Here is a 13,917-nt window from a genome sequence, read left to right as displayed (position 1 = left end):
AAAACAAGTTCTGTGCGTAAGACAGGGCCTGTATTGTCCGGTATTCATTGCAGTGGCTCAAGCTCGCCTAAATCCCGTAGCCGATCACGCGGTGAGTTGCCTATAATGCCGCCCCTATGGCTAAACAAAAGAAACATCCGACCGGGACCATCGCGCAAAACAAGAAGGCGCGACACGATTACTTCATCGAACACAAGTTCGAGGCCGGGCTGGTCCTGTCCGGTTGGGAAGTAAAAAGCCTGCGGGCCGGCAAGGCGCACCTGACCGACAGCTACGTGCTGCTCAAGGATGGCGAAGCCTGGCTGTTCGGCAGCCACATCACCCCGCTGACGACCGCCAGCACCCACGTCATCGCCGACCCCATCCGCTCGCGCAAGCTGCTGCTGAACAAGCGCGAGCTCGAGCGGGTGGAAGCGGCGGTGGCGCAGAAGGGCTACACCTGTGTGGCCCTGGCGCTGTACTGGAGCAAGCACCTGATCAAGTGCGAGATCGCGCTTGGCAAGGGCAAGAAGGAATTCGACAAGCGCGATACCGTGCGCGAACGCGATTCCAACCGCGAGCTGCAGCGGGCCGTGCGCAACAAGGGCAAGGAAGACTAAGGCTTTCTGTTGCTCATGCGGGCCTCTTCGCGGGGCAAGCCCGCTCCCACAGTGGCCGGGTCGAGCTCGAACATTGTGGGAGCGGGCTTGCCCCGCGAAGAGGCCGGTACTGCCACAACGATTCTCAGCGCCCGCTGCGCCGCTCTGCCCGCGCCACGCGCTGTGCTTCGTGCTGCGCCTCTTCCAGCACCTCCTGCACATACAGAATGTGCCGGCTGGACACCTCCCGCGCCGCCTCTGCCCTGCCCTCGACAATCGCCTGGTACAACTCGCGGTGCTGGCTGATCAGCATGTCCCGCGTTTCGGTACGCTGCTGGTACATGCCGCCGATGTTGGTTACCACGTTGCGCTTGAGCAGGTCGAACAACCCGCGAATGGTGTGCAGCAGCACGGCATTGTGGCTGGCTTCGGCAATCGCCAGGTGGAACCGCGCATCCGCTGCGCCCTCCTCCGCACGGGTGACCTCATCAGCCCGCGCATAGCAATCCTGCAACGTATCGAACGCGGCCTTCAGGCGTGCACGATCAGGCTCGGTGGCACGCTGCGCCGCGTAGTAGGCGCATGAAGCCTCCAGGGTATGGCGGAACTCCAGCAGGTCGCGCTGCGCCTCTGCACTGTGCTCAAGCAACTGCAGCAACGGGTCACTGAAGGTCGACCCAAGCGATTCGGCCACATAATTGCCGCCACCCTGACGGCTGACCAGCAGCCCCTTGGCCACCAGTTTCTGGATCGCCTCGCGCAGTGACGGGCGCGACACGCCGAACTGTTCGGCCAGGGCGCGCTCAGCCGGCAGCCGCTGGCCAGAGGTCAGCGTGCCTTCGAGAATCATCCCTTCCAACCGATCGACGATGTCGTCGGACAGGCGCCGTTGGCGGACCTGATCAAAAACCATCACACACTCTCCACAAACCCCCGGCAGTTTCAGGGGCCTCTATTCTCGCCGATCCAGGTCACGCCAGCACCCATCAGCCGACGATTTTCCCACGCCATCACACGCCCGCTCATCGGCACACGACCAAAGTTTTGCACGGGACAAATTGACACACCCGTAACCGCGCTTTTAACCTAGCGTCCAGACATTGTAAATTGGTATTACCAATTATCCAATGCCAGTGCTGACCAACAACAATTAGGGGTTACCCCATATGCAAACCTGGCAACAACTCTATTCCCCGCTTGGTAGTCTTGGCCTGTCCGCACTGGCGGCGGTCATCCCCATCGTGTTCTTCTTCCTCGCCCTCGCCGTGTTCCGCCTCAAAGGCCACGTCGCTGGCAGCATCACCCTTGGCCTGTCGATCCTGGTGGCGATCTTCGCCTTCCAGATGCCTGTCGACATGGCCCTCGCCGCTGCAGGTTACGGCTTCCTCTACGGCCTCTGGCCAATCGCATGGATCATCGTTGCCGCGGTGTTCCTGTACAAACTCACGGTCAAGAGCGGCCAGTTCGAAGTGATCCGCAGCTCGGTGCTGTCGATTACCGACGACCAGCGCCTGCAAGTGCTGCTGATCGGCTTCTGCTTCGGTGCCTTCCTCGAAGGTGCGGCAGGCTTCGGCGCCCCGGTAGCCATCACTGCCGCACTGCTGGTGGGCCTGGGCTTCAACCCCCTGTACGCAGCCGGCCTGTGCCTGATCGCCAACACCGCACCGGTCGCCTTCGGCGCCCTGGGCATCCCGATCATCGTCGCCGGCCAGGTGACTGGCATCGACGCCTTCCACATCGGCGCCATGACTGGCCGCCAGCTGCCGTTGCTGTCGCTGTTCGTGCCGTTCTGGCTGGTATTCATGATGGATGGCCTGCGCGGCGTGAAAGAAACCTGGCCCGCCGCCCTGGTCGCCGGCCTGAGCTTCGCCGTTACCCAGTACTTCACATCCAACTTCATCGGCCCGGAACTGCCAGACATCACCTCGGCCCTGGCCAGCCTGATCTGCCTCACCCTGTTCCTGAAAGTCTGGCAGCCAAAGCGCTCGTTCGCAGAAGCCAAGGCCAGCGTCGGCGCCGCCGTCGTGCAACCAACTGGCAGCCAGCCGAGCCCGTACAGCTTCGGTGAGATCTTCAAAGCCTGGTCGCCGTTCCTGATCCTCACCGTGCTGGTCACCATCTGGACGCTGAAACCGTTCAAGGCGGCCTTCGCCCCGGGCGGCGCGATGTACAACTTTGTGTTCAACTTCGCCATTCCGCACCTCGACCAGCTGGTGGTCAAGACCGCACCGATCGTCACCGCACCCACCGCGATGCCAGCGGTGTTCAAGCTCGACCCGATCTCCGCCACCGGCACCGCCATCTTCCTGTCTGCGCTGATCTCCATGGCGGTACTCAAGATCAACTTCAAAACTGGTCTGACCACTTTCAAGGAGACCTTCTGGGAGCTGCGCTGGCCGATCCTGTCGATCGGCATGGTGCTGGCGTTCGCTTTCGTCACCAACTACTCGGGCATGTCGTCGACCATGGCCCTGGTACTGGCCGGCACCGGCGCCGCGTTCCCGTTCTTCTCGCCGTTCCTCGGCTGGCTGGGCGTGTTCCTGACCGGCTCGGACACCTCGTCCAACGCCCTGTTCAGCTCGCTGCAAGCTACCACCGCACACCAGATCGGGGTCAACGACACCCTGCTGGTGGCCGCCAACACCAGCGGCGGCGTAACCGGCAAGATGATCTCGCCACAGTCGATCGCCGTGGCCTGCGCCGCCACCGGCCTGGTCGGCAAGGAATCCGACCTGTTCCGCTTCACCGTGAAGCACAGCCTGTTCTTCGCCACCATCGTCGGCCTGATCACCTTGGTGCAGGCCTATTGGCTGACCGGCATGCTGGTTCATCACTAAAGTGAAAGGGGCCGGGCGCCCATGCGCCCGGCATCTCCTTCAACCCACGCTGCGAGAATCCATGATCATTTCCGCCTCCACCGACTATCGCGCCGCGGCCCAACGCAAGCTGCCTCCGTTCCTCTTCCACTATGCCGACGGCGGTGCGTACGCCGAGCACACCCTGCGCCACAACGTCTCGGACCTGGCCGGCATCGCCCTGCGCCAGCGGGTGCTGAAGAACATGTCCGAACTCAGCCTCGAGACCCGGCTGTTCGACGAAACCCTGAGCATGCCCGTGGCCCTGGCCCCGGTCGGCCTCACTGGCATGTACGCCCGCCGCGGCGAAGTGCAGGCGGCCCGCGCGGCAGCCGCACATGGCATCCCGTTCACCATGTCCACCGTGTCGGTATGCCCGATCGAAGAAGTCGCCCCGGCCATCAACCGGCCGATGTGGTTCCAGCTGTACGTGCTCAAGGACCGCGGTTTCATGCGCAACGCCCTGGAGCGGGCCAAGGCCGCCGGGGTAAAAACCCTGGTGTTCACCGTGGATATGCCGGTGCCCGGCGCACGCTACCGCGACGCCCACTCCGGCATGAGCGGCGCCAACGGGCCGATGCGCCGTGTGCTGCAAGCCATGACCCACCCCGAGTGGGCCTGGGACGTTGGCGTGATGGGCCGCCCGCACGACCTGGGCAACATCTCCAAGTACCGCGGCAACCCCACTGGCCTGGCCGACTACATCGGCTGGCTGGGCAACAACTTCGACCCGTCGATCTCGTGGAAGGACCTGGAATGGATCCGCGAATTCTGGGACGGCCCGATGATCATCAAGGGCATCCTCGACGCCGACGACGCCCGTGACGCGGTCAAGTTCGGCGCCGACGGCATCGTCGTCTCCAACCATGGCGGGCGCCAGCTCGACGGCGTGCTGTCCAGCGCACGCGCCCTGCCGGCGATTGCCGACGCGGTGAAGGGCGACCTGAAGATCCTCGCCGACTCGGGCATCCGCAGCGGCCTCGACGTGGTGCGCATGATCGCCCTGGGCGCCGACACCGTGCTGATCGGCCGCGCCTTCCTCTGGGCCCTGGCCGTGCATGGCCAGGCCGGGGTGAAAAACCTGCTTGAACTGTTCGAGAAAGAGATGCGCGTGGCCATGGTGCTGACCGGCGCCAAGTCGATCAGCGAAATCAGCCGCGATTCGCTGGTCCGCGAACTGGGCGCCTGAGCACCAGCCAGTGCCGACACCTACAACAGCTGCCTGAATGACCGGGGCACACGGCGCGCCAGACGCCGTGGCCCCGCGAGGAGATTGCATGAGCCTGCCCGCCGCATTCCTGCGTGATGCCGAGCGCCTGATACCCGCCGAACGCCGTTTCGACGACCCTACCTCCACCCTGGCCTTCGGCACCGACGCCAGCTTTTATCGGCTGATCCCCAAGCTGGTGGTGCGCGTGGAGTCCGAGGACGAAGTGGTCGGGTTGCTGCACCTGGCCCAGCGCGAGCGCGTGCCGGTCACCTTCCGCGCCGCCGGCACCAGCTTGTCTGGCCAGGCCATCAGCGACTCGGTGCTGATCGTGCTGGGCGACAACTGGGGCGGCAAGGAAATCCGTGGCCAGGGCGAGCAGATCCGCCTGCAGCCCGGCGTCATCGGTGCCCAGGCCAACGCCTGGCTGGCCCCGTTCGGTCGCAAGATCGGCCCAGACCCGGCCTCGATCAACGCCTGCAAGATCGGCGGCATCGTCGCCAACAACGCCAGCGGCATGTGCTGCGGCACCGCGCAGAACACCTACCACACCCTGGCCGGCCTGCGCCTGGTGCTGGCTGACGGCACCCGCCTGGACAGCGAAGACCCGGCCAGCGTGGCGGCCTTCGAAAGCAGCCATGCCGACCTGCTCGCCGCCCTCGCCCGGCTGGGCCGCGAAACCCGCGCCAACACCGAACTGGCCGACCGCATTCGGCATAAATACCGGCTGAAGAACACCACCGGCCTGTCACTCAATGCACTGGTGGACTACGACCAGCCGCTGGATATCCTGCAGCACCTGCTGGTCGGTTCCGAAGGCACCTTGGGCTTTATCAGCGCGGTCACCTACGACACCGTGCCCGACCACCCGTACAAAGCCAGTGCGCTGCTGGTATTCCCCAGCGTCGAAAGCTGCTGCCGCGCGGTCACCGTGCTCAAGCGCCAGCCGGTTTCTGCCGTTGAACTGCTCGACCGCCGCAGCCTGCGCTCGGTGCAGAACATGCCCGGCATGCCGCTGTGGGTAAAAGGCTTGTCGGCCAACGCCTGCGCCCTGCTGATCGAGTCCCGCGCGGCCAGCCAGTCGCTGCTGCACGAACAGTTGCAACAGGTCATGGCATCCATCGGCGATTATCCCCTGGAGCAGAAGGTCGAATTCAGCGAAGACCCAGCGGTGTACAACCAGCTGTGGAAAATCCGCAAGGACACCTTCCCCGCCGTCGGCGCCGTGCGCCAGACCGGCACCACCGTCATCATCGAAGACGTGACCTTCCCCGTTGAACAATTGGCCGAAGGCGTCAACCGCCTGCTCCAGCTGTTCGACAAGCACCGCTACGACGAGGCGATCATTTTCGGCCACGCGCTGGAAGGCAACCTGCACTTCGTCTTCACCCAGGGCTTCAACAGTGCCGAAGAAGTCGCGCGCTACCAGGCCTTCATGGACGACGTGGCGCAGCTGGTGGCGGTGGAATTCGGCGGCTCGCTCAAGGCTGAACACGGCACCGGCCGCAACATGGCGCCGTTCGTGGAGCTGGAGTGGGGCCATGATGCCTACCAGCTGATGTGGGCGCTCAAGCGCCTGCTCGACCCCAACGGCATCCTCAACCCCGACGTGGTGCTGAGCGAAGACCCAACCATTCACCTCAAGCACCTGAAGCCGCTGCCAGCCGCCGATGAAATCGTCGACAAATGCATCGAGTGCGGCTTCTGCGAACCGGTGTGCCCGTCCAAGGGCCTGACCCTCAGCCCCCGCCAGCGCATCGTCATGTGGCGAGACATCCAGGCAAAAAAACGCGCCGGCATCGACACCCGCGAACTGCTGCAAACCTACCAGTACCAAGGCATCGACACCTGCGCCGCCACCGGCCTGTGCGCCCAGCGCTGCCCGGTCGGCATCAACACCGGCGAGCTGGTGAAGAAGTTGCGCGCCCAGGCGGCCGATCACGCAAAAACGGCCGACTGGCTGGCCGACCACTTCGCCACCGCGCTGGGTGGTGCCCGCCTGACCCTGACGGCCGCCAACACCGCCCGCAAGCTGCTGGGCGCCCCGCGCCTGGGCCGCCTGAGCGCGGCCTTGAGCAAGGCGAGTAAAGGCCACCTGCCGCAGTGGACCCCGGCCATGCCGCAACCGCTGCGCAGTATTGACTTCGGCCCCGCGAGCAACGACGCCCGCCCCCGCGTGGTGTACCTGGCCGCCTGCGTATCGCGGGTAATGGGCCCGGCCTTCGCCGACCGCGAACAAAGCTCACTGCTCGACAAGACCCGCGCCCTGCTGGAAAAAGCCGGTTACCAGGTGGTGTTCCCCGACAACGCCGACAGCCTCTGTTGCGGCCAGCCGTTCGCCTCCAAAGGTTACCCCGAGCAAGCCGAGCACAAGCGCCAGGAGTTGATCAACGCCCTGCTGCACGCCAGCCGCGGCGGCCTCGACCCGATCTACTGCGACACCAGCCCCTGCACCCTGCGCCTGGTACAGGACCTGGGCGACACCCGCCTCGACCTGTACGACCCGGTACGCTTCATCCGCACCCACCTGCTGGACAAACTGGAGTTCACCCCGCAGGAAGAGCCGGTAGCCGTGCACGTAACCTGCAGCACCCAGCACCTGGGCGAAAGCCAGGCCCTGATCGACCTGGCCCGCCGCTGCAGCAAGCAAGTGGTGATACCGGAAGGTATTCATTGCTGCGGGTTTGCCGGTGACAAAGGCTTTACCACCCCGGAGCTCAACGCCCACTCGCTGCGCACCCTCAAAGATGCGGTGCAATATTGCAACGAAGGCATATCCACCAGCCGCACCTGCGAGATCGGGCTATCCACCCACAGCGGCATCGACTATCACGGCCTCGTCTACCTGGTAGACCGCGTCACCCGCCCACGCACTATCTAACGTCTGCCGAGGTCCATTGTGGGAGCGGGCTCGCCCCGCGAATCGAGGGCAAAGCCCTCGCCCACGCCCTCCAGCCGTAAGACATCCCCTAACCCGGCCACCCGCCCGCACACCATCCAACGCCTGGCATGGTCCATTGTGGGAGCTGGCTTGCCTGCGATCGAGGGCAAAGCCCTCGCCTACGCCCTCCAGCCGTAAGACATCCCCTAACCCGGTCACCGGCCCGCGCACTACCCAACGTCTGGCATGGTCCATTGTAGGAGCTGGCTTGCCTGCGATCGAGGGCAAAGCCCTCGCCCACGCCCTCCAGCCGTAAGACATTCCCAAACCCAGTCACCCGCCCGCGCACTATCCAACGTCTGGCGAGGTCCATTTGTGGGAGCGGGCTTGCCCCGCGAATCGAGGGCAAAGCCCTCGCCCACGCCCTCCAGCCGTAAGACATTCCCAAACCCGGTCACCCGCCCGCGCACTATCCAACGTCTGGCATGGTCCATTGTGGGAGCTGGCTTGCCTGCGATCGAGGGCAAAGCCCTCGCCTACGCCCTCAAGCCGTAAAACATCCCCTAGCCTGGTCACCCGCCGGCCCATTATCCAACGTCTGGCATGGTCCATTGTGGGAGCTGGCTTGCCTGCGATCGAGGGCAAAGCCCTCGCCTACGCCCTCCAGCCGTAAGACATCCCCTAACCCGGTCACCCGCCCGCGCACTATCCAACGTCTGGCATGGTCCATTGTGGGAGCTGGCTTGCCTGCGATCGAGGGCAAAGCCCTCGCCTACGCCCTCCAGCCGTAAGACATTTCCTAACCTGCAACCAAATGCTTCTGAATGGAATGCTTTGGGAATTATCCTACGACCGCCGCTGCCGTTTCACTGTTGTTGCTCACAACCATCAGGGCTAATTTCCCTGAGTCGTTTTCGAACGATGGGGTGTGAGAACCCCGTAAACATGACAGCAGCCTCGTAATGGCGGCCCTGCGCGGGCAGACCTCGGTCTGGCCGGATTTCCCATGTTTACCGGTTTCTCACCCCGCGCATGGCTGCCACCCTAACCCTGTGAGAAGGTTCAAGCTGGCGGCCCCCGTTGAGCAACAAACTGGGAACTGACCATGAAGAAAATCGTACCCGACCCACCCCGCCTGCGCGTCATCGCAAACCCCTACTTCTCCATCCACAGCGACATGCCCACACCCGATGCACTCGCTCACGCCAGCGAACTGCTACGCGGCGTTGCCGAAACCATCGACGAACACTGCCGCACCCACGCCGGCGAACCCGGCCTGAACATGCTCAGCAACGCCGCCCACGCCTCCGAAACCTCCCGAGCGCTGATCGAGCACGCCTTGACCGACCTCTACAACGCGCAAAGGCAAAGGTGATCCCATGTATGACGAACTGAAAAAGATCACCACCGCAGGCAAGGAATCATTCGACCTGTTCCGCCTGCAACCCGGCGTCCCCTTCGACCACGCCTTCAGCCAGCTCTCAGTCCTGCTCGGTTGCATCCGCCACCTCACCACCGAAGCCGAAATGGAAAACGACCGCCAGGCCGGCAGCGCGGCGCGCATCCTCAGCGAAATGGCCAAGGCACTCATCGACGACATGGAACGCGGCCTGACCAAACCTCACTAAACGCCACCCCGCCCCCACAGGCCCAGCGCAATCCAGCCTGTGGGGGCAGGCTGGCCCCGCGAATCGAGGGCAAAACCCTCGCCCGCAACATCCCGCCACACACAGTCATGTCCCCTAGCCAGCACGCCGATTGAACCCACGCCAAACCCCAGCAGTCCACCCTTACAGGCCCACCTTCCAGAGGCCTTCAAGGAGACACCCATGAAAGGTACCGCGCTTTCGGCCCTCTTCGCGGCCGCTACCCTCCTGGCTTCCCCGGTGTTCGCTGCCGACGACCTCTGCACCAGCAACCTGCAGAAGATCGACGACAGCATGGCCACCGCCGGCGCCACATCAGAAGGCCTGGACAAGGCCCTGACCGAACAAGTCGACAAAGCCAAGGCCGCCCAGGCCTCCGGCGACACCAAAGAATGCATTGCCATCACCAGCAAAGTGCTCGAACGCCTCGAAAAAACCGAGAAAGGCAGCGGCTCTGCCGGCGGCAGCGGTGCCTGAACTGAAGCGGGCGGCGACCTGCTGTCGACGCCGCCCGCTTTAGCGCGTATACTCAGCCCACGTGCCGAAAGGTACGGTCAGCTAGAGCTGAGTGTGGGGCCGATTAGGATTCGACGCCGGTAGCGAAACTCTAGGTGCATGCCGAGTTGGTAACAGAACTCGTAAATCCACTGTTGCAACTTTCTATAGTTGCCAATGACGAAAACTACGAGGGTTACGCTCTCGCTGCGTAAGCAGCTGAGCCCGCTCTCCTGGTAGCTTCGGCTCCAGCAATCATCAGGGGATGCCTGTAAACCCGAAATGATTGTCATACAGAACAGGATCGTCGTGCAGCACGTTGGGGGCAAAGCGACTAAAACTTACCCAACTCATCCAAAGCACCCTGCCCGTCGGGCGGCTGCGGATTAAATCAGTAGACACGGCTAAGCATGTAGTACCGACAGCGGAGTACTGGCGGACGGGGGTTCAAATCCCCCCGGCTCCACCAAATCCTAAGAAGAAGACGCCCTCGGGCGTCTTTTTTTGTGTCTGCGATTCAGTGACCACGGGGCTTTTAGCGCTTTTGCGGGCTTTTAGATTCTCGCGAACGCCAGTATCAAACGCGTGCCGCTAACCCGGTGGTTCATCCCAAAGTGCGATTCGCGCCCGGAGGCTCGCACGGTCATTCGCCAGAATGATGGACGCCCTCTAAACAATCCGCCTAGTGCGGCTGCCCGCTAACTCTTTAGCCCTGCAGCAACGAACCTGCTCGGCCAACGTTTTGCGCCAACCGTTCGCCCGTCTCTTTTTCCAGAAAAGAGACGGGCGCTTCTAACACTGCTGCAGCCCTGATCGCACAAGGCTTTGCGGCAATCCCCCTCGTGACAATCGGCGTGACAAACGCCGATGTCACCAGCAACAGCACTGTAGATGATGGTGCCGCAGACCAGGGAATGGACTGCACCTGACTGACAGTCAGGCATGCCCCGGTCATCGCAGTACTGCTTGCACCTGGCTCAGGATCTCGCGGCGCTGGTCTCGTCAGCCAGTGCAGCCTCCACCCGCCCACCGCTATCGGTGCTTAGGAGGCCAGATCATGAGATGCCCTTGCTCCTGGTCGTGAGGAGCCGCCAGTCCCGCGTCAGTGGACACCCTCACAGGTCGCAGGGGCCTTGATCCCTGATAACACTCAGCATTCTTGGCGGGATGACGTGGGGGAGAGATCGGTAATTAATGGAGGACGGCTATGCAACTGCGCGAAGTACAAGGGCCACCACGCCCCTTGTTGGAACAGCAGATTACGCCCCTACCCTACCCGGTCGCGGCGCTGGGCGATCTTTTGGGGCCGGCCGTAGAACGCATGGCCGATGTGATCGGCGTGCCCTGCGCCATGGCCGCGCAATCTGTTTTAGCCACGGCAGCTTTGGCGAGCCAAGCGCACGGCAATGTCCACCTCGACGGCCGAATCTATCCGTTGTCGCTGTACTTGCTGACAGTGACTTGCTCGGGTGATCGCAAGAGCGCGGTGGACCAGATTGCGCTGCAAGCAGTACGCGACTGGGAGAGACAGCAGTGGATCGCCTACGGCGAACAACTCAAGGCGCACCGAGCTGCAATGAGCCTCACCGCGAAATCGCCAACCTCGAAAAAGTCAGCACAGCTAGCGCTGGACGCCCAACCTGAACCCGTCCAACCGAGACTCCTCAGTGCTGAGCCGACCATTGAAGGCCTGGTCAAAAGCCTCTGCCATGGTTTGCCGAGCATGGGGCTGTTCAGCGATGAAGGCGGGCAGTTTTTGGGCGGCAGTACCATGAACAAGGACAACATGATCAAGGCCATCACTCACTTGTCGACGTTATGGGACGGCAGCCCGATTGATCGGTCGCGCGCGATGGCTGGGGAAAATCTGCGTGCCTATGACCGCCGTCTTAGCATGCACTTGATGCTGCAACCCCGCCTGGCCGACCGCTTGCTGCAGGACGCTGATATCAAAGACCAAGGCATCTTGGGACGTTGCCTGATCAGTTGGCCCGAGCGTCTGGTTGGACAACGGCTGTACAAAGCCATCGACCTGACCCGAGATCCAAAGGTGCACCTGTACCAGCAGCGCATTGCCGCGCTGATGCAGAAGCCTTGGTCACGCCATAAAGACGGCGGCCTCAACCCTGCGGCCCTGGAGTTGAGCCCCCGCGCCCGTGAGGCCTGGATTGCCATTCACGACACCATTGAATGCGAGTCAGGGGAGTTCGGCGAGTTGGTCAACGTGCAAGCTGCTGCGGGCAAAGCCGCCGCGAACGTTCTACGCATGGCTGGTGTGATGGCGGTGGTTGAAGAATCGACTGTCTTGGAAGAAATGCACATTCAGCGCGCCTCTACGCTGATGGATTACTACTTGGCCGAGAACCAACGACTGACTGAACAGGAGCCTCTGAATAAACTTCGCGCAGAGGCCGACTGCCTGCTGCGCTGGTTGATAAAGAAGAACTGGCCACCGTTTCGCCTCCGCGACATCACACGCAACGGCCCTCGCTTTGCCCGTAAAAGCATGCGGCACACCTTCGAGTTATTGCTGCAGCTGGTTGCCCATAACTGGCTGGACAATGACGGGGACATATTCGAGGTGCGCCATGTTCCGACTCAATGACGCCGTGCGCCGCTATCGAGCGCAACATCGCTCGCCGACCGAGCTACGGTGTGTCGCCGCCACTGCCACCACTTTGTCGCCACATGCCAATCCCGATGCGGCGGGGGTTGTCGCCAGTGTCGCCGCTGTCGCCGTCCAACATCTGAGTCAACTGACCTCGCTCGGCTTATCGAGCAGTTGCAAGAAGAAGGGGCTTTGCTGCAACGCAGCGAAAATGCCGTCCTCATCCGCCCAGCGCACTGGGGACAGTTGGACACCATCGGCCCGCACTGGAAAGCCCTGTTGCTGCTCCTACAAACCAACGATCAAGGTGAAGATAATGGCGCTGGTCGGTCGGCGTGATGGTCGCAATTTTGGCTACGGTCGCCAACTGAGCTACGCCGGTCGGCAGGCTCTGGAAGATCTGTTTGCCGGAGGCCACTTCGCCACCGTCAAAGCACACGGTGATCGCTGGCAAGCTTTCGTGCGCTGGTGCCGATCGGAGGAAGGCCCCGGTTACAACGATGCACGCCAGATTGATCGACAGACGCTGGAGGACTACGTCGCATACCTGCGCCAGCAGATCCAGCGAGGCGAACTGTGCATCGCCACCGCGCAAAACCGCCTGAGCAGCGTTAACCGAACCCTCGCCGCGCTGCGCGGTGATCAGGACGTGAAAGTCATCAGCCCGAGCCAGACGCTGGGAAAGCACCGCTCCAACGTACGCACCCGTGCGCCGGACGGCCTAGATTATCAAGAAGTACAGCGAGTGGCGCTGTCACTGGTGGAACACCAGTACGAACGGGTGGCCGCTATCATTATGTTGGCCCGGACTACCGGTATGCGCCTGCGCGAAGCGATGCTGGCGGACCTGCCACGCTTGCACCGCGAAGCCGAGTCGCTTGTTCGGATCAATATCCAGGACGGTACCAAAGGTGGCCGCTCGGGAGCATCAGCACCGCGATGGATCATAGCCAATGAAGCGGTGAAGGCGGCGCTGCAGTTTTCTTTTCATGCGGCACCGACCGGCAGCCGCAACTTGCTGACCCAAAACGAAAGCTACGCCGCACTCCTGCGACAGACCGTGCTCCCCACCCGCGAAACACTGCATACACACGGGCTGAAGGGTTTTCATGAACTGCGCGCAGCCTACGCCTGCGAACGTTACGAGCAGCTCACGGGCCACGCCGCACCGGTCAATGGCGGCCACTGCTATCGCATTAACCATGACCTCGATCAACAGGCGCACCAACAAATCAGCCTAGAGCTCGGGCATAACCGGATCGACGTGGTGTCGGCCTACATTGGCGGGAGAACATGAGCAAACCCTTCGATATGACGCTGTTCCTGAGCGGCGTACTGACCGGTTCGAAGGCCACGCAGAAACGTTACCTACTCCAAGCACGAGTCATGCAAGCAGCCATTCAGCAAAGATGGAACCAAGATGATCCCTGGATGTGGCAAGCTAAATATTTACGCTGGTTCCTTACTCAGCACCTGAAGGGTCACTCGGACGCGACACGGTATTACTATCTACTTACTTCAAAACTGATATGGAGGAGGCTAGGAAAAAAATGACATGGCGCAGCTGCCCGTTTACAAGCAGAAGTCAAAATGACATCATTCAAAATTCTGGCCCTGAAAAATAGTGACATGAGACACCTGTTCAAC

The 13,917-nt window shown here is 62.4% G+C and carries 11 protein-coding genes and 1 other RNA gene; 11 read left to right on the top strand and 1 reads right to left on the bottom strand.

The window, feature by feature from the left end; translation table 11 throughout:
- The first annotated feature begins 116 nt into the window (after positions 1–116).
- Entirely contained in the window at positions 117–599 is a 483-nt protein-coding gene (gene smpB, locus ACFY68_RS22265; RefSeq protein ID WP_012312633.1) for an SsrA-binding protein SmpB, read from the top strand.
- A 124-nt stretch (positions 600–723) separates the two neighbouring features.
- Here smpB and ACFY68_RS22260 read toward each other — a convergent pair whose 3' ends face one another.
- Entirely contained in the window at positions 724–1,491 is a 768-nt protein-coding gene (locus ACFY68_RS22260; RefSeq protein WP_346615316.1) for an FCD domain-containing protein, read from the bottom strand.
- A 253-nt stretch (positions 1,492–1,744) separates the two neighbouring features.
- On the opposite strand from ACFY68_RS22260, the gene ACFY68_RS22255 reads away from it, so the two are divergent.
- From ACFY68_RS22255 to ACFY68_RS22210, 10 genes are all read left to right on the top strand, one after another.
- A complete protein-coding gene (locus ACFY68_RS22255) occupies positions 1,745–3,415 on the top strand; it encodes a lactate permease LctP family transporter (protein WP_387531812.1) in 1,671 nt (556 codons plus the stop codon).
- 61 nt (positions 3,416–3,476) lie between these two features.
- A complete protein-coding gene (lldD, locus tag ACFY68_RS22250; protein WP_346615314.1) occupies positions 3,477–4,622 on the top strand; it encodes an FMN-dependent L-lactate dehydrogenase LldD in 1,146 nt (381 codons plus the stop codon).
- 88 nt (positions 4,623–4,710) lie between these two features.
- Complete coding sequence (locus ACFY68_RS22245; RefSeq protein WP_387531809.1) at positions 4,711–7,521, top strand: FAD-binding and (Fe-S)-binding domain-containing protein; 2,811 nt, start codon at positions 4,711–4,713, stop codon at positions 7,519–7,521.
- A gap of 1,105 nt (positions 7,522–8,626) precedes the next feature.
- The gene (locus ACFY68_RS22240; RefSeq protein ID WP_387531806.1) at positions 8,627–8,896 is read left to right on the top strand and encodes a hypothetical protein; all 270 of its coding nucleotides are present in this window, start codon (positions 8,627–8,629) and stop codon (positions 8,894–8,896) included.
- A gap of 4 nt (positions 8,897–8,900) precedes the next feature.
- The gene (locus tag ACFY68_RS22235) at positions 8,901–9,149 is read left to right on the top strand and encodes a DUF3077 domain-containing protein (RefSeq protein WP_387531803.1); all 249 of its coding nucleotides are present in this window, start codon (positions 8,901–8,903) and stop codon (positions 9,147–9,149) included.
- A 201-nt stretch (positions 9,150–9,350) separates the two neighbouring features.
- The gene (locus ACFY68_RS22230; protein ID WP_346615310.1) at positions 9,351–9,644 is read left to right on the top strand and encodes a hypothetical protein; all 294 of its coding nucleotides are present in this window, start codon (positions 9,351–9,353) and stop codon (positions 9,642–9,644) included.
- Between the two features lie 95 nt (positions 9,645–9,739).
- Positions 9,740–10,131: a transfer-messenger RNA gene (ssrA, locus tag ACFY68_RS22225) on the top strand.
- A 738-nt stretch (positions 10,132–10,869) separates the two neighbouring features.
- Positions 10,870–12,267: a YfjI family protein gene (locus ACFY68_RS22220; protein WP_387531800.1), complete on the top strand. Its 1,398-nt coding sequence runs from the start codon at positions 10,870–10,872 to the stop codon at positions 12,265–12,267.
- A gap of 319 nt (positions 12,268–12,586) precedes the next feature.
- The gene (locus ACFY68_RS22215) at positions 12,587–13,567 is read left to right on the top strand and encodes an integrase domain-containing protein (RefSeq protein WP_387531925.1); all 981 of its coding nucleotides are present in this window, start codon (positions 12,587–12,589) and stop codon (positions 13,565–13,567) included.
- A complete protein-coding gene (locus ACFY68_RS22210; protein ID WP_387531797.1) occupies positions 13,564–13,824 on the top strand; it encodes a hypothetical protein in 261 nt (86 codons plus the stop codon). Before ACFY68_RS22215 ends, ACFY68_RS22210 begins: the two co-directional genes overlap by 4 nt.
- Positions 13,825–13,917: the final 93 nt, after the last annotated feature.

Origin of the sequence: Pseudomonas sp. NPDC012596, assembly GCF_042902325.1 — a bacterium.
In the GTDB taxonomy this organism is placed as follows: domain Bacteria; phylum Pseudomonadota; class Gammaproteobacteria; order Pseudomonadales; family Pseudomonadaceae; genus Aquipseudomonas.
This window is presented reverse-complemented; position numbering and strand designations above follow the sequence as displayed.

Bases quoted from the DNA above. Each gene is read 5' to 3' on its own strand.
- smpB (WP_012312633.1), top strand. From the start codon at position 117: ATGGCTAAACAAAAGAAACATCCGACCGGGACCATCGCGCAAAACAAG.
- ACFY68_RS22260 (WP_346615316.1), bottom strand. From the start codon at position 1,491: ATGGTTTTTGATCAGGTCCGCCAACGGCGCCTGTCCGACGACATCGTC.
- ACFY68_RS22255 (WP_387531812.1), top strand. From the start codon at position 1,745: ATGCAAACCTGGCAACAACTCTATTCCCCGCTTGGTAGTCTTGGCCTG.
- lldD (WP_346615314.1), top strand. From the start codon at position 3,477: ATGATCATTTCCGCCTCCACCGACTATCGCGCCGCGGCCCAACGCAAG.
- ACFY68_RS22245 (WP_387531809.1), top strand. From the start codon at position 4,711: ATGAGCCTGCCCGCCGCATTCCTGCGTGATGCCGAGCGCCTGATACCC.
- ACFY68_RS22240 (WP_387531806.1), top strand. From the start codon at position 8,627: ATGAAGAAAATCGTACCCGACCCACCCCGCCTGCGCGTCATCGCAAAC.
- ACFY68_RS22235 (WP_387531803.1), top strand. From the start codon at position 8,901: ATGTATGACGAACTGAAAAAGATCACCACCGCAGGCAAGGAATCATTC.
- ACFY68_RS22230 (WP_346615310.1), top strand. From the start codon at position 9,351: ATGAAAGGTACCGCGCTTTCGGCCCTCTTCGCGGCCGCTACCCTCCTG.
- ACFY68_RS22220 (WP_387531800.1), top strand. From the start codon at position 10,870: ATGCAACTGCGCGAAGTACAAGGGCCACCACGCCCCTTGTTGGAACAG.
- ACFY68_RS22215 (WP_387531925.1), top strand. From the start codon at position 12,587: ATGGCGCTGGTCGGTCGGCGTGATGGTCGCAATTTTGGCTACGGTCGC.
- ACFY68_RS22210 (WP_387531797.1), top strand. From the start codon at position 13,564: ATGAGCAAACCCTTCGATATGACGCTGTTCCTGAGCGGCGTACTGACC.